This is a genomic window from Streptomyces sp. SID12501, assembly GCF_010550245.1.
Lineage (GTDB): Bacteria > Actinomycetota > Actinomycetes > Streptomycetales > Streptomycetaceae > Streptomyces.
In genome coordinates, this window is the sequence record NZ_JAAGLU010000023.1 from 123,363 (window position 1) to 142,669 (window position 19,307).

The 19,307-nt window shown below is 66.9% G+C and carries 13 protein-coding genes; 6 read left to right on the forward strand and 7 right to left on the reverse strand.

Going from position 1 to position 19,307, the window contains the following annotated elements; all coding sequences use genetic code 11:
- The first annotated feature begins 36 nt into the window (after nt 1–36).
- Nucleotides 37–681, forward strand: coding sequence for a DUF4360 domain-containing protein (locus tag G3I71_RS26835; protein WP_164318128.1), 645 nt, complete (start codon nt 37–39; stop codon nt 679–681).
- A 131-nt stretch (nt 682–812) separates the two neighbouring features.
- On the opposite strand, the gene G3I71_RS26840 is transcribed toward G3I71_RS26835, so the two are convergent.
- From G3I71_RS26840 to G3I71_RS26850, 3 genes are all read right to left on the reverse strand, one after another.
- A complete protein-coding gene (locus G3I71_RS26840) occupies nt 813–1,583 on the reverse strand; it encodes an intradiol ring-cleavage dioxygenase (RefSeq protein WP_164318131.1) in 771 nt (256 codons plus the stop codon).
- 170 nt (nt 1,584–1,753) lie between these two features.
- Complete coding sequence (locus G3I71_RS26845) at nt 1,754–2,662, reverse strand: hypothetical protein (RefSeq protein ID WP_164318133.1); 909 nt, start codon at nt 2,660–2,662, stop codon at nt 1,754–1,756.
- Between the two features lie 333 nt (nt 2,663–2,995).
- Complete coding sequence (locus tag G3I71_RS26850; protein ID WP_164318135.1) at nt 2,996–3,214, reverse strand: hypothetical protein; 219 nt, start codon at nt 3,212–3,214, stop codon at nt 2,996–2,998.
- A 216-nt stretch (nt 3,215–3,430) separates the two neighbouring features.
- Here G3I71_RS26850 and G3I71_RS52335 point away from each other — a divergent pair, with 216 nt between their 5' ends.
- Together G3I71_RS52335 and G3I71_RS26860 are read left to right on the forward strand one after the other, a co-directional pair.
- Nucleotides 3,431–9,664, forward strand: a complete 6,234-nt coding sequence (locus tag G3I71_RS52335) for a DNRLRE domain-containing protein (RefSeq protein WP_343243089.1) — start codon at nt 3,431–3,433, stop codon at nt 9,662–9,664.
- 78 nt (nt 9,665–9,742) lie between these two features.
- Nucleotides 9,743–10,198, forward strand: a complete 456-nt coding sequence (locus tag G3I71_RS26860) for a hypothetical protein (RefSeq protein WP_164318139.1) — start codon at nt 9,743–9,745, stop codon at nt 10,196–10,198.
- A 101-nt stretch (nt 10,199–10,299) separates the two neighbouring features.
- Here G3I71_RS26860 and G3I71_RS26865 read toward each other — a convergent pair whose 3' ends face one another.
- Both G3I71_RS26865 and G3I71_RS26870 read right to left on the reverse strand, forming a co-directional pair.
- Nucleotides 10,300–10,548, reverse strand: a complete 249-nt coding sequence (locus G3I71_RS26865) for a DUF397 domain-containing protein (RefSeq protein WP_164318140.1) — start codon at nt 10,546–10,548, stop codon at nt 10,300–10,302.
- Complete coding sequence (locus G3I71_RS26870; RefSeq protein WP_164318142.1) at nt 10,545–11,393, reverse strand: helix-turn-helix transcriptional regulator; 849 nt, start codon at nt 11,391–11,393, stop codon at nt 10,545–10,547. The genes G3I71_RS26865 and G3I71_RS26870 overlap by 4 nt, the downstream gene beginning before the upstream one ends.
- 159 nt (nt 11,394–11,552) lie before the next feature.
- Between G3I71_RS26870 and G3I71_RS26875 the strand changes: the two genes are divergently transcribed.
- The 3 genes from G3I71_RS26875 to G3I71_RS26885 all read left to right on the forward strand — a co-directional run bounded on the left by G3I71_RS26875 (nt 11,553) and on the right by G3I71_RS26885 (nt 14,298).
- A complete protein-coding gene (locus G3I71_RS26875) occupies nt 11,553–12,047 on the forward strand; it encodes an ATP-binding protein (protein WP_164318144.1) in 495 nt (164 codons plus the stop codon).
- A 162-nt stretch (nt 12,048–12,209) separates the two neighbouring features.
- Nucleotides 12,210–12,734 carry a hypothetical protein gene (locus tag G3I71_RS26880; RefSeq protein ID WP_164318146.1) on the forward strand — a complete coding sequence of 175 codons (525 nt, stop codon included), beginning with the start codon at nt 12,210–12,212 and terminating at the stop codon, nt 12,732–12,734.
- Nucleotides 12,735–12,939: 205 nt separating this feature from the next.
- On the forward strand, nt 12,940–14,298 hold the full coding sequence (locus G3I71_RS26885; RefSeq protein WP_239149370.1) for a DUF3500 domain-containing protein: 1,359 nt from the start codon (nt 12,940–12,942) through the stop codon (nt 14,296–14,298).
- Here G3I71_RS26885 and G3I71_RS26890 read toward each other — a convergent pair.
- Both G3I71_RS26890 and G3I71_RS26895 read right to left on the reverse strand, forming a co-directional pair.
- Nucleotides 14,270–17,368, reverse strand: coding sequence for an ATP-binding protein (locus tag G3I71_RS26890; RefSeq protein WP_164318148.1), 3,099 nt, complete (start codon nt 17,366–17,368; stop codon nt 14,270–14,272). The two genes, G3I71_RS26885 and G3I71_RS26890, sit on opposite strands and share 29 nt — an antisense overlap.
- A gap of 185 nt (nt 17,369–17,553) precedes the next feature.
- Nucleotides 17,554–19,251: a histidinol-phosphate transaminase gene (locus G3I71_RS26895; RefSeq protein ID WP_164318150.1), complete on the reverse strand. Its 1,698-nt coding sequence runs from the start codon at nt 19,249–19,251 to the stop codon at nt 17,554–17,556.
- Nucleotides 19,252–19,307 lie beyond the last annotated feature (56 nt).

Genomic DNA, 19,307 nt, shown 5'->3' on the forward strand with positions numbered 1-19,307 from the left:
ACCCCCCACTGCATCACTGCGATGAAAGGGAGAAACATGGCTGGTGGCCTGCTCGTGAGCGGCGCGATAGCCGCTCTGTTCGCCGCTGCGATACCCGCACAGGGTGCCGGGTCGTCCTTCGAGGACCCGCCCCCGGACAAGATCGTCATCAAGGTCGCCACGGTGAACGGCTCCGGCTGTCCCGCGGGTACGGCCGCGGTGGCCGTCTCCGGCGACAACACCGCCTTCACTGTCACCTACAGCGACTACCTCGCCCAGGCCGGCGGCAACTCCGACCCGACGGCGTTCCGCAAGAACTGCCAGCTCAACCTGCTGGTGCATGTCCCGGCGGGCTTCACGTACGCCATCGCGAGCGTCGACTACCGGGGCTTCGCGGCCCTTCAGCGGGGCGCGAGCGCCCTCCAGCGGGCCTCGTACTACTTCCAGGGCTCGCCGAGCACGGCGTTCCGCACCCACTCGTACAACGGCCCGTTCAACGACAACTGGCAGGCCACCGACACCACGGACTGGGCCCAACTGGTCTGGGCGCCCTGTGGAGTTCAGCGCAACTTCAACATCAACACGGAGCTGCGGGTGAACGCCGGCTCGTCGACGGGCACCAGCTTCATGGCGATGGACTCGACGGACGGCGAGATCAACACGGTCTACCACATGGCGTGGCAGCCGTGCCCCGCGAAGTGAGGGGCGCAGGAACCGTCGGAGCCGTAAGGGAGTTGTAGGCCCGACCGACGGACGGCGCCCCGCTCACGGGGCGCCGTCCGTCGGCTCGGTGGGTGTGCGGGTGGTGCGGAGTTACGCCGGTGCTGCCGGCGTCAGCTGCTTTCCACTCCCAGGGTCAGCGTGCCCGCGTACCCCGCCGAGGTCGAAGTCCCCAGCGCGGTAAGGGTGAGGAGGCCGGAGGTGGCGCCCCCGTCGTCGTAGATCGAGTCCTGGGCGAGGGTGGTGCGGGTGACCGTGTTCGCCGCGTAGGTCGAGAGTGCCGCGACCTTCGCGGTGATCGTCTCGTTGAAGAACAGCTGGCCGGTGTGGAGTTCCGTGCCACCGGTGAACGAGCCGTTGGACGTGAGCGTGACGTTCTTGTGCACCTTGACGTGGATGTGGACGCAGCGGCCTCGGTACCAACCGGGGTAGACGGTGGTGATGTTGGCGATTCCGCTGGAGGTCGTCAGGACGCCGCCACGCAGGAAGGTGCCGTCGTCCGCCTCGTTGTGGCCGTTGTTGCCGACGTAGCCGGAATACTCTCCGAGGGCGTCGCAGTGCCAGATCTCGACGAGCGCGTTGCTGAGGGCCGCGCAGGTGTCGTCATCGACGACGGTGAGGGTTAGTTTGAGCGGGATACCTGTCTTGTCCTCGCGGACGTCGGCGCGGACGTACTGGCCGTCGAGGTAGTAGGGGCCTTCGGTCACTTCCTTTGTGAGGGTGCAGACGGCCGCGGCGGCGACAGGGGCGGTCTTGTCCGCGGTGGGGGCCGGGGATTCGGGTACGGCGGCGGCCACGGCCAGAGTGGCGGCGGTGGCGCCGGTCGCGATCAGGACGGTACGGCGTCCGATCGCAGTGGGGGGCGTTTCCGAAATCTCTGTCATGAACACGGCAAGGTAGTGGTGCTTGCTGTCGATACGCTGTCGGTTGGCTAGGGATTTGGCAAAGCGATGGTGCGTCAAGTCACTTGTGAGACAAGGGTTTTACGGGGCGGGGTGGGTAGGCCGGGCTGGGTGGGCCGGGGGTTCACGGGGCGAAGGGTTTGTCGCCCCCGTCATTCGTTCGGCAGCGGTCGGCCCATGAAGGCGTCCAGGAGGACGCGGTCACCCAGAGGGCGGTCCAGTTTGACGGTCACCTTCTCGCCGCGCAGATCGGAGGTGCAGATCGCGCCCGTGTCGCCCCCGACGATCGACGCCGACAGCACCACGCTGCCGTCGGTCTCCAGTGCGTCCACGGCGGGGCCGTCGTCGCAGGACCCGTGGTACGCCACGACGGTGACGGAACGGCCGTCCTCTGACACCTCGACCAACTGGCCCAGCTGCTCGAGTCCGTCGCGCGTCGTCCGGCCCTCCGCAGCGCTCCCGATCGGAGGTTTCGGGAGGTTCGACGGTTCGAAGGCGACGCGCCTGAGCGGCTCGTCGTACCCCTCCAACGTGAACAACCAGGCCGGCACGGTCGCGGGGCCGCGACTGGTGGCGATGGTCATCTCACCCAACTTGGCGCTGGTCACGGTGAGGTGAGGATCCTTGGGGCTGTCGACGCGGTCCAGGGCGGCGTAGGTCTGCCGCGCGTCCAGCAGCGGCAGGGTGAGCGATTCTCCGCCCTCCCACTTCGCTTGCCCCTCCTCGGGTGCGGTGGTGGGGAGTTCGCCGCGCAGTACGTAGTTCTCCAGCATGTAGGCCGTCTTGTCGTCGTCGCTGTGGAAGCCCTTGCTGGGCGACGGGGCCGCGTCGCCCATGGGGTAGTAGCCGCTGCGATACGCCTCGGCGGCCTTGGACCCGTCCCAGGCGTCGGCGACCTGCTGGGCACGGCTGTCCGACGGCGAGGAGGTGTCTCGGTCGCGGGGTTTGGTGCCGATGCCGTCCTCCGCCTTCTCGCCGCCGCAACCGGCCGCGAACAGGGCGGTGGTGAGGGTGAGAGTGAGGGCGAGTCGGGTGGTGGTGCGGGTGGTGTGCGTACGCATGGGTCCCCCCGGAGCTGACGCTGTTGGGACTATGACGCATCGGACCCGGTTTGCGTTCGATTCTGCGGGTTCTGGGTGGTCACATGAATGCAGTCCGGGGCCCGGCGGCACTTGGGCGGAGTGCACCGGCCCGGTGCCCGCAGCAGCGGCCGACTCGGCGTAGCGCTCGATCTGCAATTCGCCGCGCAGGTCGTCGAGTTCAGTCCGAGGTCTTCGCAGACTGCGAGATGGAGGAGCATGGGCTGTCGGTGCTCGCGGTGGAGGAGATCGTCCGCTCCTGCAGCACCCGGTGTATGACGTGCCCTGCCTGACGAAATCCTTCCAGAACCACGTTCACATGTACTCCAACGCGAGGCGCCAAGGCTGTGGGCCGACCCGCTTGTGCACTGTGGGCAGGCGTTGTCTACGGATGAGTAATGGCGCTTTCATGGCAATGTCCTGCGCTTTCCTCTTTTTAGCAAATTCGTCATCACCGGCTGCCGAGATGAATTGCCGAATCCGCATGGTCATCTGATCATTTTGTTCACCTCTGTCCGGGGCGTTGTGGGTCATTTGCGTCCCGTTTGGCATGTGCATGTAATGGAATTTCTCGTGGAGCAGGGCCTGTCCGGGTGCTGTTCAGCCCTGTAAATCTCTCTCATTGATCTCTCACGTGGAGATCGGCTTGAAGGAGATGTGATGGGTTTTTGGTTCACCGGCGGGCCGCCCGGTCCGTTCAGGGTGTCGGGCGCACTGTCTGTGCGCAGACGGATAAGACGGACTGCTGGAGTGCTGGCCCTGTTCCTGGCCATTGAGACGGCGATGGTTGTGGAATCGACGGGGCAGGCGATAGCCGTCACGTCCGAGACGACGACCACGACGTCGACCTCGACGAAGGCGGTGAGTCTCGCACAGGCGCAGGATGAGGCGTCGGCGGTGCTGATGGCGCGGTTGCAGAACCGGAAGATCGAGGTGCTGTCGGAGCGCACAGCGGACTCGACGACCTACGCCCTGCCTGATGGGACGTTGTCGGCGGAGGCGTACGCGGGGCCGATCCGGGTGAAGCAGAACGGTGTGTGGACGGACATCGACACGTCGCTGTCCGACACCGGAGTCAACCTCACTCCGGAGGCGGCGGCTGCGGACATCGTGGTGTCCGACGGCGGGGACAAGTCCTTGGCGTCAGTGTCGAAGGGTGAAACGTCCTTTGGACTGGGCTGGGAGGACAAGCTCCCCACCCCGACGGTGGAGGATGCCACTGCCTCCTACGACCTGGGCAGCGGGCAGACTCTGAAGGTCACCGCTCTGGCTCAGGGGTTCTCCGAGAACATGGTCCTGACCCAGCAGCCGGACGCCGCGACGTCGTACCGCATTCCGCTGGACCTGAAGGGTCTGACGCTGTCCCAGGCGGCCTCCGGGCACCTGCTGCTGAAGGACTCCGGCGGGAAGCTGGTCGCCGAGGCCCCGGCGCCGATGATGTGGGACGCGTCCAAGGATGCGGCGTCCGGGGAGTCGGCGCACCAGGAGCAGGTCGCCACGAAGGTCGAGACCGCGGACGACGGGTCGCAGACCCTGGTACTCACCCCCGCGGCCGACTTCCTGGCAACGGCGACGTATCCGGTGACGGTCGATCCGACCTCCACGCTGGCGGTGACCACGGACACCTGGGTGCAGACGCCGGACTACACCGACTCGCAGGTGTCCTCGACCGAGCTGAAGTCGGGCACGTACGACTCCGGCAGCGATGTGGCGCGCGCGTACCTGAAGTTCGACGTATCCAAGTTCACCGGCAAGGACATCACCTCGGCGACGATGTCGCTGTACAACTACTACTCCGCGACCTGCTCCACCTCGGGCGCGGTGACCCAGGCCCGGCGGATCACTTCCACCTGGTCGTCGTCCTCGGTGACGTGGAGTTCGCAGCCCTCGACCACCACCACGGACGTGGCGAACAACACCGGTCACTGGGGCTACAGCTCTTCCTGCCCGGCCGCCTACTCGAACTGGAATTTGCAGGCCATCGTGCAGGCCTGGGCCAACGGCGCGACCAACTACGGCCTGCAGATCCGCAGCGCGGACGAGAGTGACTCCACAACCTGGCGGCGATTTCGCTCCGCGAACTACGGTACGTCCGGCTACGCACCGAAACTGGTGGTGAACTACAACTCCTACGCCACCACCAGCGGGCTGGCAGTCTCGCCGAGCTCCGTGAATGCCTACAGCGGCAAACGGTACGTGACCACCTACACCCCCACCCTGTCGGCGAAGGTCACCGACGCGGACGGCTCGACGGTCAAGGGCCAGTTCGAGATCACCAACGACCCGTCGTACAGCGGTGAGACCTCGTACTCCTACACCGCCACCTCGGCGTCGGTGTCCTCCGGCGGCACGGCGAAGCTGACGATCCCCGCAGCCAGCCAGTTGGCCGCCGCACATCTGCGGATGCGGGTACGCGGTTACGACGGTGTCGACTACGGCTCCTGGTCGTCCTACATCTACTTCGTGCCTAACGTCGCCAAGCCCAACGCGCCCGCCGTCTCGTGCGCCACCTACGCCCAAGACACCTGGGTGGACAAGGCGTCGGGGTCGGTGACCTGCACGCTGGACACCTCCTCGACCGACGGCCAGGGCTACCTGTGGGGCCTGGACGATTCCACCACTCCGAAGTCGGTCTACGACACCGTGGATGGAAATGGTGGCGACCCACTGACCCTTTCCATTACGCCCGACCTCGGCTGGCACACGCTGTATGCCAAGACGATCGACTCCGGCGGCAACATCTCCACGGCGACGACCTCGTACAACTTCGGCGTGGGTGCCGAAGGGGCCGGCCTGCTCACCCCCGGTAACGGGGACAGCACAGCCCGCCGGGTCAGCCTGACCTCCACCGGCAAGAGCACCTACACCGGGGTCACCTACCAGTACCGGCACGGTGAGACCGACATCTGGACCAACGTCCCGGTCACACATGTCACCAAGACTTCCGACGGCTCCGCCGTATCGGCCTGGCCGGTCGCCGTGACCAGCGGCGCTCCGGCCCCGCTCACCTGGGACGTCACCTCGTCGGTGTCCACGGACGGGCCGATCGACATCCGGGCCGCCTTCACCGACGGCTCCACCACCGGCTACAGCCAGTCCAACACCGTGACCGTGGACCGCAACGCCGGCACCGCGCCGTCAGAGGACATCGGCCCCGGCGCGGTCAACGCGCTCACCGGTGACTTCACCGTCTCAGAGACCGACGCCTCGGCGTTCGGGATGTCCGTGTCGCGCATGGCGTCCTCGCGGCGCCCGACTGCCGGGTCGGACGCGACAGGCCAGACGGCGATCTTCGGTTCGCAGTGGACCTCTGGCGTCATCGCCGAGCTGACCGACTCGGACTGGTCATACCTGAAGCAGTCCACCGCCACCTCGGTGGCTCTGGTGGACGTGGATGGTGACGAGACCGGGTTCACCGCCACATCCGCCGGTGGCTGGAAGCCTGAGCCTGGTTCGGAGGACCTGACCCTGACGCAGTCGGCGACCACCGGCGACTTCACCCTCAAGGACGACCAGGGCACCACGACCACCTTCGCGAAGGTGGCCTCGACCGCCACCACCTGGCAGGTCTCCACCACCTCCCCGCCGACCACCAACTCCAGCACCGAGGTGGCCTCCGAGCTGGCGCCGGGCAGCACCACGCTGTCCCGCCCCAAGTACCTGATCGCGCCAACCTCCGCGGTCTCGCAGTCGGTCTGCCAGTCCACTCCGTCGGCGGTCGGCTGCCGGGTACTGGAGTTCGTCTACGCGACCTCCACCAGTGCCACCGGCTCCAGCACCGGATCGGACTTCGGCAACTACACCGGCCGGGTCCAGGAAATCCGCGAGTGGTCCACCGCCCCCGGTGCGACCGCAGCGACCTACAAAACTGTGGCGACCTACCGCTACGACGCCGACGGCAAACTGCGCCAGGAATGGAACCCCAACCTGTCGCAGGCCACACAAACGCAATATTCCTACGACAGCGCCGGCCGAATCACCGGGTACCAGTCTCAGTCGCAACTGGCATGGACCTTCACCTACGACACAGCGGGCAGCGGCATGCTGTTGACCGCCTCCCGGCCGACCCTTGCCCAGGGCAGCGCGAGCACGCTGGACGGCAACACCGCCACCACGTCCGTCGTCTACGATGTACCGCTGTCCGGCACCGATGCCCCGAACCAGATGAGCACCTCGGATGTGGACGACTGGGGTCAGACGGACGTCCCCGCCGACGCCACCGCGGTCTTCCCGCCGGACGCCGTCCCGGCTTCCCACACAGGCTCCGGCCTGTCGGCCACCGACTACACCCGGGCCACCATCACCTACACCGACGCCTCCGGACGGGAGGTCAACACCGCCTCCCCCGGCGGACACGTCACCACCACCGGTTATGACCGGTTCGGCAACAGCGTCATGCAACTCACCGCAGGCAACCGGGAACTCGCACTGACCCCCGCCACCAGCGGCGACAGCTACGACGAGCTCAGCCTGCTGCACATCGCAGGCGACACCACCTCCGTCCGCGCCGGACTGCTGTCGACTCTTTCCACGTATTCGACCGATGGCCTGCAGAAGCTGGACGAGAAGGGTCCGCTGCACATGGCGACCCTGACCTCGGCGCTGGCCGCCGGATCCGGCGGCACCGACCTGCCCGCGGGCACCTCCTGGCCGCTGCGCTCACACACCGTCAACACCTACGACGAAGGCCGCCCCACCGACGGCACCGCCAACGTCACGAACCAGGTCACCACGACCAAGACCGGGGCCTGGGCGGAGAACTACCCCTCCGACGCGGACGTGCGCACCAGTACTACTGCCTATGACTGGGTCAAGGGCCTGCCCACCACACAGGTCACCGACCCCGGCGGCCTTGCGATCACCACGACGACGTCCTACGACTCCCAAGGCAGGGTCATCAAGACCACCCAGCCGGCGTCCAGCGGCACCGACGCAGACACCACGGTGACCACCTACTACTCCGCCACCGGCACCGGTACCTGCAACGGCAGTCTCGAATGGGCCGACCAGGTCTGCTCCACCGGACCGGCCGGTGCCATCACCGGCGGCGGCACCAACCCGACCCAGTTGCCCACCAAAACCATCCAGTACGACTGGTGGGGCAACCAGGCCATCGTCACCGAGACCGCCAACTCCGTGACCCGCACCGCTACTCACACCTACGACAGCGCCGGGCGCGTCCTCACGACCGCCATCACCGGCGGCACCGGCACAGCCGTCCCGGACACCAGCACAACGTACGACCCCAGTACCGGCCGCGTCGCCACGGTCGCCACCAGCGCGGGCACTGTCAGCCACACCTACGACCAGCTCGGACGGGAGATCGCCTACACCGACGGCGCCGGCAACACGGCCACCAAGGCATACGACGCCCTGGACCGCCCGGTGAAGACCACCGACTCGGCCCCGTCCACGACCACCTACACCTACGACACCACCCTGGACCCGCGCGGTCTGGAAACCTCCCGCACCGACTCCGTCGCCGGGACCTTCTCCGCCGGCTACGACGCGGACGGTGACCTGGCCACCGAGACTCTGCCCGGCGGCTACACCCTCACCGACACCCAGGACGAGACCGGAGCGGAGACCTCCCGGGTCTACAGCCTCGGGACCGGAAGCGACGCCACCGTCGTCGCCTCCGACGCCGCCGATCACACCGTCCAAGGCCAGACCGTCGCGGACGTCGACAGCAACGGCCAGACCCGGTCGCGCAGCTACACCTACGACGCCGCCGGCCGCCTGACCCAGGCCGATGACACAGCCGCCGACAGCTCCTGCACCCGCAGGAACTACACCTTCGACAACAACACCAACCGCACCGCGCTCGCGGTCTCGACCAGTGACGTCGGCTCCGCCTGCAGCAGCACCGGCGCCACCACCACCTCCTACACCTACGACACCGCCGACCGTCTCACCACCTCCGGCACCGTCTACGACGCCTTCGGCCGCACCACCACCCAGGCCTCCGGCACCACCATCGGCTACTACACCAACGACCTCGTCCACCAGCAGACTTCCGGCACCAACCGGCAGACCTGGACCCTGGACGCGACCGGACGCCTAGCCGCCTGGACCACCGAATCCAACAGCGGCGGCACTTGGACCCAGATCGGCTCCAAGACGAACCATTACGGTGCCGACGGAGACAGCCCAGACTGGACCCAGGAGACCAGCAGCACCCTCACCCGCAACGTCCAAGGCATCAGCGGAGACCTCGACGCCACCACCAGCGCCACCGGCAGCACTGTCCTCCAGCTGACCGATCTGCACGGTGACACCACTGTCCAGCTCCCGGTGGACACCTCGGTCGCCCCGACTGCCCAGTCCTACGACGAGTTCGGCAATGCCGAGGACAGCACCGCGGCCACCCGCTACGGCTGGCTCGGCGGCAAGCAGCGCTCCAGCGAAACAGTCACCAGCGCCATCCTCATGGGCGTCCGCCTGTACGACCCGACGATTGGACGCTTCCTCCAGATCGACCCGGTCCCGGGAGGCAGCGCGAACGCGTACGACTACTGTGGTGGCGACCCTGTCAACCAGTTCGACCTCGACGGCCAGTCCTTCTGGGGCCGCACATGGAGTTTCGTCAAGAATCACCGCACTACGATTCTGACAGTCGGTTCGTTCATTCCAGTCGTTGGCGAAGGATTCGCCGTAGCCGCAATGATCAGCGGAGCCTACGACGCATACAACGACTACAGGCACGGCGACTATGTCGGTGCCGCGCTGGACGTCGCAGGTGTCTTCTCCGGCGGAGCCAGCTATGGGTACCGTTTCGCCGCCCGCTCCGCAGAGCGCCGAGCAGCAAGGCTGGCCCGTGGAAGATACGCCACCAGGCGCGCCTTCCACAGGGCTCGGCGGGCCATGAAGCGGCGAGGGATTCGTTACCATCGGTATCGAAGCTACTCCGACAGATTCGGCTGGGGCGCGGGAGCCGCCTACGAGGGAAGGTATTGGTGGCATAACCGTCACCACTATTTCTAGCCCACAGAAGCACTTATTTTCCGGTTCGGGCCTGAAATATTCAAGGCCCGAACCGGACCCGAGCGGAACGATCCAAAAATGATCGAGTTCGAATACTTTCTCGCCAGGGCGGCAGTCGAGAGATTCACCGACCGCGAAGAGCGTGAGCAACTCATAGACAGCATGCGAAAGGTGAATGCCGGAGAGATGGACCCGGATTCGCTGATCGACTTCAACTCCTTCCTCGGCATCGCCTGGTGGGGTGTAGTTCTTACCGCATTCACCTTTGGTGCGATCGCGTACGTGATCACCGATTCTCTCTCGCCAGAATCAGTTGCTGCGGCTGTGGGGAGATTTGCGTTTTCCCTCACCAGCGGAATCACTCTGTTCCAGCTGGTGATTACCGCGAGACGCCAGATGGGCGAAGCGGGAAGGCGCGGATCCTTTCGCCTGGCAAAATTTCGTATTGCGCTTCTGCCTTCATGGCTGGACCTGATGGTCATCGTCGCACTATGTGTTCCCATGTTCTACATCAACCCATTTGCGGCAGGTTGACCTAGATCGTTTCTGAGTCCTCGTCGGCGTCCTGACGGGGACTCTGCGTTTCCGATCTCCTGGTGTGGAGGTGCGGATCACTGGGCCCGGCAGAGTCAAGTTCAGACCCTGGCGGCGTACGAGAGGAAGCCGGCCCAAGTGGTGGGGGAGAGGGTGAGTTGGGGGCCCGCCTTGTCCTTGGAGTCCCGGATGTGGACGGTGCCGGGGCAGGTGGCGACCTCGACGCAGTCGTCGCCGGAGGCGCTGCTGTATGTGGACTTGTGCCAGGAGAGAGCGACTTCGACGCAGTCATCACCCTCGGAGCCGCTGTAACTGCTCTTGAACCAGGCCAGATTGGGCGTCGTCCTCATAGCGCTCCTCGCATCCGCTCCAGCAGGCTCCGGGAATCTTCAGGTGTCAGAGCCTGCGAGCGCAGTTTCGCATACCGCTGCTGGAGGACGCTGATCTCTTTCGGGTCAGAGATGAGACGGCCGTTCTTCTGCCCCTCGGAGTAGGCGAACCACTTGTTCTTCGGTGTCTCCAGCAGCCGCAACGGCCCGTCCAGCCCCGCGTGTACGGGCTGCCGCAGGGGCATGAGCTGGATCTCCACGTTCCAGTGCTGGTCGATCACGGCCAGCAGGTGGTCGAACAGCTCCCGGGTGACCTCCTCGCCGCCCGTGTGCCGCTCCAGCACCGCCTGTTCGAGGATGAAGCTGAACGAGCATGGCGGATTCCGCTGCACGGAGAGCAGCTTCTGCCGTTCCAGACGGGCTTCGATCCGCCTGTTCAACTCCTCCTCGACGGGCAGCGGCGGCACGCTCATCGTCACGGCACGCGCGTACGCCTCCGTCTGCAACAGGCCCGGAATCAGGCGGCATTCGTACGTGCACAGGCTGATCGCCGTCCCCTCCATCTGCGCCCACCGCCGGAACCACGCAGCCAGCCCCGGTTGCCGATTCAGGAACTCGGCCGCCTTCTTCAGCGCCCCCGTGTTCCCCAGTGCCACATCCGCCCGGTCCACGAACTCCGGATCGGGCATCCGCCTCCCCAGCTCGACCGAAGCCACCGTGTGTTCGGAGAACCGCACCGCCAGCGCCAGCTCCCTCCGGCTCATCCCCATGTGCTCGCGCAAGGCCTGGACCACCGCTCCGAACGTCCGCAAACTGTCCGAGAACTCCGGCTCGCCGCCCGTGTCCCCCCGCGTGCCCTCAGTCATCGTCGGCCACCTCTCGCGCACTCGCCCCGCCGCACTCACTCGACCCGCTCATGGTCACGTGCGGTGACGAGTACTGTCCAGCCCGTAACCGCGTACGCTGCCCCGGCGTACACGGCTCCGACCTGGTGAAGTGGCCCTCCCGTCCGCCACATTGGGCGCATGAGCGCATCCCAGGCCCCCCAATACCCGGTTACCGTACGTATGTTCACCCAGCGTCTGAGTCCCACCGCGCGAGGTGCCCGTCTCGCCCGGCATCTCGCTGTGGGGCAACTGGACGCCTGGGGCATCCCGTACGGCTCCGATGTCTCCGAGGCCGTCGCCGTGATCGTCGCCGAGCTGGCGGCGAACGCCGTGACCCATGGACGCGTCCCCGGGCGGGACTTCGAGCTGCGGCTCACGCTCGTCACGGGCAGCGTGCGCGTCGAGGTCACGGACAGCCGCAGCGGCTCGCGCCCGCCGGGACCGAGGGACGTACGCACTCCGTTGCCCCTGGCGGAGTCCGGGCACGGGCTGGTCATCGTCGACGCGGTGGCGGACCGGTGGGAGGTGCTGGACCGGGAGCCACCGGGTAAGACAGTACGGGCCGAGGTGGATGTACCGGGGTGGTGGTCGTTGGTGAGGCGGCAGAAAGGTGGAGGAGGTGTAGAACCCTGAGATGTTGATCTGCTTCGGCTGCAAATTCGGGGCTTTGTGGCGAGTGCTGTCGGTGGAGACGGCGCCCCCGACTCGATCCGGGCGGGTGGTGTCCAGCCATCCGCTTCGTAGTGTTGCACCAAGAATCAAGAAGGGTGGTTGGGCGTGGCGGATGGTCATTCGGTGAAGACCCTGCGGAGAAGGTCTTACAGGGTTATTTCGGAATTCGTTACATTTTCTTTTGGGGTGATGGCGGCAGTGATTGTCGTTGACCTGGGGCCGGTTCTTGAGGGTGGCCCTATCTTGGGTATTGCTATGTGTTTCGTAGTCATCGTGATGACTCGTCGCATTATGGGTTCGCGCGTTGTCCTCGACGGACCCATTGTGACGGTGATTAATCCGCTGATGACATATTCTGTGCCGTGTAAAGAGATTTCCAGGGTAAGTTTGGGTGGCGATGGCACTCTGGTCATCTGGACTCGCGGCGGGGAGAAGGTCCTGTCCGTGGGGTTCGGTGGCTCGCTGATCGATCGGTTCGTTGGCTCTACGGAACGAGCCGTGAAGCAAATTGAAGATCACCGGAAGAGGGATAGTGGGAGCAGAGATCCGGGTGAATTTGGACAAAAATTCACTACCGCATGGATTGCAGACTTCTCCATGGGGGGTGCCTTGGTGTGTGCGGCAGTGGCTGTTGCTGTCGGAATCTGAAACGGGGGGTAATTCTGGTTAGCCGAGTGTGTGCTGTGTCGTGCCGAATCCCGAATCGAGAACACCGGTTTGCAGGGCGCGGGTGAAGGTGAAGGTGTCCTCGTCGCAGGCGAGGTAGCCGACAAAGACGTGGAGCCAGGTGCTGATGCGGGTTGTCCAGGTCCGTCTTCAGGTTTCCCTCAGCTTCGCGCCGCACCGTGGCTTCATGTCTGAACACCGCCCCCGCACCCCCCAAACCGAGCGCAGTCGCCGCTGGTTCATGAACAACGCGTTGCTCACCGGCGGAGTCGCCGCCCTGGCGACCATGACCGGCTGCTCCTCCGGATCCTCCGACTCGGCGGGTACGTCGTCGTCCTCGTCCTCCTCGTACGGCGGGCCCCCGAGCGGTATGCCCTCCGGTGGGCCAGGTGGAGGTGCTCCCGGGGGTGGCGGAGGGACGGGACCCGGGGCCAGCGAGGTCAAGTACGCCGACTTCACCGGGGTCACCACCGACGGGAAGACCGTCGACGGGCTCTACTCCATCCACTCCACCGACGTCTCCACGGACGCGATCGTCAAGGCCGCGCAGGCCTTCCTCGACGAGCTCTCCAGCGCCCAGCGGAAGTCCTGCGTGTTCGACGTGGACGACGACGAGTGGCTGGCCTGGAGCAATGTGGACGGGTACTCGCGTGCGGGCGTCCGGATGGGCGACATCACGGAAAAGCAGCGCAACCTCGGGTACGCGCTCCTCGGCACCGCGCTGTCCGCCGACGGGCTCACCCAGACCCGCAACATCATGAAGCTCAACGCGTTCCTCGGCGACTACAGCGGCGGCGGCCGGGAGACCCTCACCGAGGGCGCCTACTTCTTCACCTTCATGGGGACCCCCTCCACCAGCAAGCCCTGGGGCTTCCAGTACGAGGGGCATCACGTCGCCATCAACTACTTCGTCCTCGGCGACCAGGTCGTCATGACCCCGACCTTCATGGGCTCGGAGCCGACCTCGGCCACCTACAACGGCGAGAAGATCACCACCTTCAAGAAGGAGACCACCGCCGGTCTGACCGCGCTGCGAGCCCTGACCGACGCCCAGCGCAAGAAGGTCGTCTCCTCGGAGACCAAGGCCGGCGACAACCTCAAGGCCGGCGCCGGACAGGACAACCTCAAGCTCGCCTACCAGGGCCTGGCCGCCGCCGAGTTCAGCGACACCGCGCGGGACAAGCTGCTCGACCTGGTGCGCGTCTACGTCGGCAACATGGCCGACGCGCACGCCGAGGTGCGGATGTCCGAGGTGGAGGACCATCTCGACGACACGTACTTCTACTGGATCGGTGAGACGAAGGATTCCTCCGCCTTCTACTACCGCGTGCACAGCCCCGTCGTACTCATCGAGTACGACGCCCAGTCGCCGCTGGGGTACGGCAACAAGTCATCGTCCTCAAGCGGCGGCGGCGGCGGTGGTGGCGGCATGGGCGGGCCCGGCGGCACGCCCACGCAGCAGCACATCCACACCATCATCAGGACCCCCAACGGGGGCGACTACGGCGTCGACCTGCTCAAACTCCACCTGGAGCAGGATCACTGATCTCCCGGTGTCCTCGGACAAGTTGGCGGCACCGGAGCGCGCGATCCGCCAGGGCGCCGTTCGTCGTGCAGAGTTCCTCCAGGTAGTGGAGGAGGTCTGTGACGGTGTCGGGGTCCGGGCCTACCGCCAGGAAGGCGTCCGTCGCCGCAGACAGGTCGCCTTCCGGTTCCAGGAGCAGCATGCGGAACACTTCGGCGAGCCTGATTTCGGCCTCGGTACCCTGCGCTCTCTCGGCCAGTACGGCGAACAGTTCGGCCCACTGCTCCGCACCCGAGGCAAGCCCTGTCGCCAACGTGTCCAGCATCAGCTTCTCGAAGAGAAAGCTGAGTTCGTCGGGCTCGGACGCCACGGCCTGCTCAAGATCCTCCCGCGCCTGCGAGTGCCGCCCGGCTTCTCGATGAGAGACACCACGTTGGGACAGGGCCCAGGTGTACGTGGGGCTGAGATCGAGTGCCGCGGTGAAGTCGGCGACGGCTTCGTCGTGTCGGTCGGTCTGTCGGTGGGCTTCGCCGCGTTGGGCGAGGGTCCAGGGATCTGCGGGGTTGAGGGTGATTGCGGCGGTGAGGTCGGTGATGGCTTCGTCGTACCGGCCCGCCAGTCGGTGGGCTTCGCCGCGGTGGGCCAGGGCCCAGTCGAGGCTGGGGTCGAGGGTGATTGCGGCGGTGAGGTCGGTGATGGCTTCGTCGTACCGGCCCGAGGAGCGGTGGGCCTGTCCGCGGGAACCGAGAGCCCAGGAATATGCGGGGTCGAGGGTGATTGCGGCGGTGAAGTCGGTGACGGCCTCGTCGTACCGGCCCGCCAGTCGGTGGGCTTCGCCGCGTTGGGCGAGGGTCCAGGGATCTGTGGAGTTGAGGGTGATTGCGGCGGTGAGGTCGGTGACGCCTTCGTCGTACCGGCCCGCCTGTTGATGGGCGCCGCCGCGTTGGGCCAGGGCCCAGGAGTATGCGGGGTTGAGGGTGATTGCGGCGGTGAGGTCGGTGATGGCTTCGTCGTACCGGCCCGAGGAGCGGTGGGCCTGTCCGCGGGAACCGAGAGCCCAGGAGTATGCGGGGTTGAGGGTGATTGCGGCGGTGAAGTCGGTGACGGCCTCGTCGTACCGGCCCGCCAGTCGGTGGGCTTCGCCGCGGTGGGCCAAGGTCCAGTCGAGGCTGGGGTCGAGGTCGATTGCGGCGGTGAGGTCGGTGACGGCCTCGTCGAATCGGCCTGCCAGTGTGTGGGTTCGGCCGCGACCACCGAGGGCCCGGACGTCTGCCGGATCTAGGACGAGCGCCGCTGTGAAGTCGGCGAGGGCTTGGTCGAGATGGCCGAGCCAACGATGGGTGTCACCGCGGTACGCCAGAGCCCGGGTGTTGCGCGGATCCATGGCGATGGCACGGCTCAGTTCCGTGATCGACTCCTCGTCGCGGTCCGCCAGATACAGCTCCCGTCCGAGGTACGTTTGTGCCCAGGCTCGTGCCGTCTTATTCAGCCGGCCGTGGGCCAGCAGAGCCGTGAGTGCGGCGAGCGCCGGCTGGTCGCCGGTGACCGCCTGCTGAAGACGGTCGGCCCAGGTGCGCAGAGCGGGATCGGCGGTGTCCCGGGCTGCCTGGCCCAAGCTGTCGGTCCATTGACGCAGGATCGACGTGTCCTGCGCGGCGGCATGGACGGCCTGTTCCAGCGCTGCCGTCAGCTGGGCCGCGGGCCGGGCGCACAGCCGGTGGTAGGTCTCGGCCAGGCGATGTCGGCGCCAGCGCGGATCGTCCCACCGCTTCTCCTCGGGAATCCCCTGCTCGGCCTCGGTCCGCCAGGTGGCGTGTGCCTCGGCGAGGCCGTCGTGTGCGGTGGTCCAGCCCTGAGGGGAGTGGAGACGCTGTCGGCGCACCATGCTCGCGCGCACCACGGCGTGATACGACTTGAAGTCGCCGCGCCCGCTGACGAACGGCTGCTCGCACAGCCATCCCCACAGCCCTTCTGCTTCCGGCGGAGCGGCGGCGGCGAAGATGTCCTCGTTCAGCTGCGGAGCCAGCGCGCACGCCAGCACCGTCTCCTGCTGCTGTTCGTCCTTGATCCACTGCACAAAGCGTTTGACGGCCGTGTCCACCACGTCCCCATCGGCGTCGACGTCCTCGGCGGCCACAGGACGGGCCAGGGCCAGGAGTCCCACGAGCAGCGGCAGCCCCATCGACAACTGGAGCACCGCCTCCACCACGTCGGGTTCCGTCACACCTCGCGAGGCCAGCAGCGCGCGGGTCTCAGCCTCGGTGAACACCTCCAGCGGTACGTCCACCACCAGCGGCCGCAGCAGCGCCCACTCCCGCTCGGCAAGCGGGTCCCGTCCGGCCAGTACGACCATGAGGTTGACCGGCAACGGCCCGAACACCTCGTTCAGCAGATCCCGCAGCCATCCGTCCAGATAGCGGTCGGTCTCCTCCCAGGTGTCGAAGAACAACACCACCCACCTGTGCCGGTCACACAGCCGGCGCAACTCGGAGACGAACGCCCGGTTCACCTCCGTCACGTCGCCCCCACGCCCCCGGCGGCTGCGGGTACCCGCCCGCAGCCGGTCCAATCCCTGGGCCGCGGCGTCCGGGTTGGCCATCGCGGCCACCGCACCGGCCCCCGGGACCAGCGTCGCGGTCGCCCCGAGCACGGCCTGCGTCACCACCCGGCTGGACAGCGAGGCCTCGCCGTCCGCCGGGACCGGATCGGCGGTCGTCTCCTCCTGCTCCCGGCGATACTGCTCGGCCGCGCGGTCGAACTCCTTGAGCGGGCCCGTCTGTTCGGCCAGCTGTCGGGCAAGCTCCGTCAACGTCTGCTGCACGCCGTGGGCGTCGTTCTCGTCCACCACTGCCGTCACCGCGCCCGCCGACCGGGCCGTCTCCTGCCACTGTCGCAGCAGCGTGGACTTACCGATGCCACCCACCCCACGCACGTGGAACAGGTACTCCGCCGGATCTGTCTCCGACTGAGGATCCTTCCCCAAGTTCTCGGTGAACAGCGACAGTTGCGCCCGCCGCCCCACGAACTGGGCCTGCAGACGCCGTCGGTTCAGCTCACCGCGCGATGGACCCCGACGCTCAGACCCCGACATGCCCGTACCCCCGTCTCGGCCTGAGACCCATCATGCCGTGCACCAGCACGGTACGCAGTGGCGGCGACGCCGTTTACCGGCAAACGCCAACGTGCCGTCACCCGAGCCCGGGTGACGGCACATCAGCGATACATCAGCGTCGCGAGACTGACCGATCAGGCGACGCCGGAGGCGGAAGGGCCGCTTCAGCCCGTCTGGCCCATGCCCGCCGGGTTCGGCCAGCTCTGTGCGGCGGGCCAGCCCGTCGCCGGGGCAGGGGCCAGGCCCGGGCCGGTGGTGCCGCGGACCTGGGCGGCCGTGAGGCCGTTGCGGGCCGGGACGCCGGAGGGGGTGGGCTGCTGCGGAACCATCTGCTGGGGCTGCGGCTGCTGAGGGATCGGCGGCTGCTGCATCTGCATCTGGGGCTGCTGCATCTGGGGCTGCGGGACCTGCTGCGGTTGCTGCTGCTGCATCTGCATGCTCGCGCCGCCGTAGCTCTGCCCGCCGCCGCCGTAGCTCTGCCCCGCGCCGCCGTAGCTCTGCGCGGCCATCGCCGCCGGCATCTGCTGCATGGCGGCGGGCATCTGCATCGGCATGGGAGCCTGCATGGGCGTCGGCATGCCGGTACCGGCTGCCGCGGCTGCTGCCAGCCCCGGCATACCGGTACCGAGGGCCTGAGCGGCAAGGCCCGGCATACCGCCCCCGTTGGTGGCACTGACCAGCCGGTCCACCGCCGCCATGCCCGAGCTGTAGTTGGCCGCTGCGGCCAGCTCCGGTACGGCGGCTCCCCTTCTGGTCCCGTAGAGCACCTGCTCCAGGCCGGACACCAGGCGACGTACGTCCACCTGGGGGCGCACCACGAGACGCACGAAGCGACTGGACGAGCCGATCTTGTTGCCGCACTCACGGATCAGGATGCGATGCTCGGTGAGCATCCGGTCCCGGACCACGGTGCCCTCGGCGCCGACGGGGAGGCGCACGAAGAGGAAGTTTCCCTGCGACGGGTAGACCGTCAGACCGGGCAGGGAGGAGAGCTGGCTGGCCATGTCGAGGCGGTCACGGCGCACCTGGTGGAGGCTCTGCATGTACTCCTGGCCGTGCTCCTTGAGCATGAACACCACGTACTCGGCGAAGGCGTTGAGGTTCCACTTCGGCAGCATCGAGCGGACGCGGCCCGCGAGCGACGGGTTGGCGACCATGTAGCCGAAGCGGATGCCGTGCAGACCGAAGTTCTTGCCGAGGCTGCGCAGGACGATGACGTTGGGGCGGATCATCGCCTCCTGCACGACGCTCGGTTCGGCCTCCGCGTCGGCGAACTCCAGGAACGACTCGTCGATGATGATCAGGTCGAGGTCGGCCATCGCGTCCATGAACTGCACGAGCGCGTGCTTGTGCAGGAAGCCGCCGTCGGGGTTGTTGGGGTTGCAGATGACGGCGACGCGGGTGCCACGCGCGCGGATGAACTCGGCGTACTGGGCGAGGTCGAGGTTGAAGCCGCTGGACTCCTGGAGCGGGAACATGTCGACCCGCTTGCCGGTCTCCATGGGCTGGTCGGTCCAGCGGCCGAAGGTGGGGACGGGTACGGCGAGGGACTCGCGGACCAGCAAGTGGTCGATCCACGTGATCAGTTCGGTCGAGCCGTTACCCATCGCCACTGCCTGCGGCGGCAGTTGGAGCAGATTGCACAGCTCGGCGGTGATCGTGTCGGCGCTGCTCGGGTAGAACGTGATGATGTCACGCAGCCGCGCCGACATGGTGTCCATCATGGCGGGGGTGGGGAAGTAGGGGTTGCACGGGATGCAGAAGTCGACCGGGCCGGTCCCGTCGCTCTCTCGCGCGAGCGCAGCCATCGAGGGGCTGTGCGCCGCCGTGCTGCGAAAGAGCGAGGTGACGTTGTCGGCCATGGAACCTCCGTATGTGGCGGACCCGTTGGGGAGGACGGGTCCTCCGGCTCTGGGTG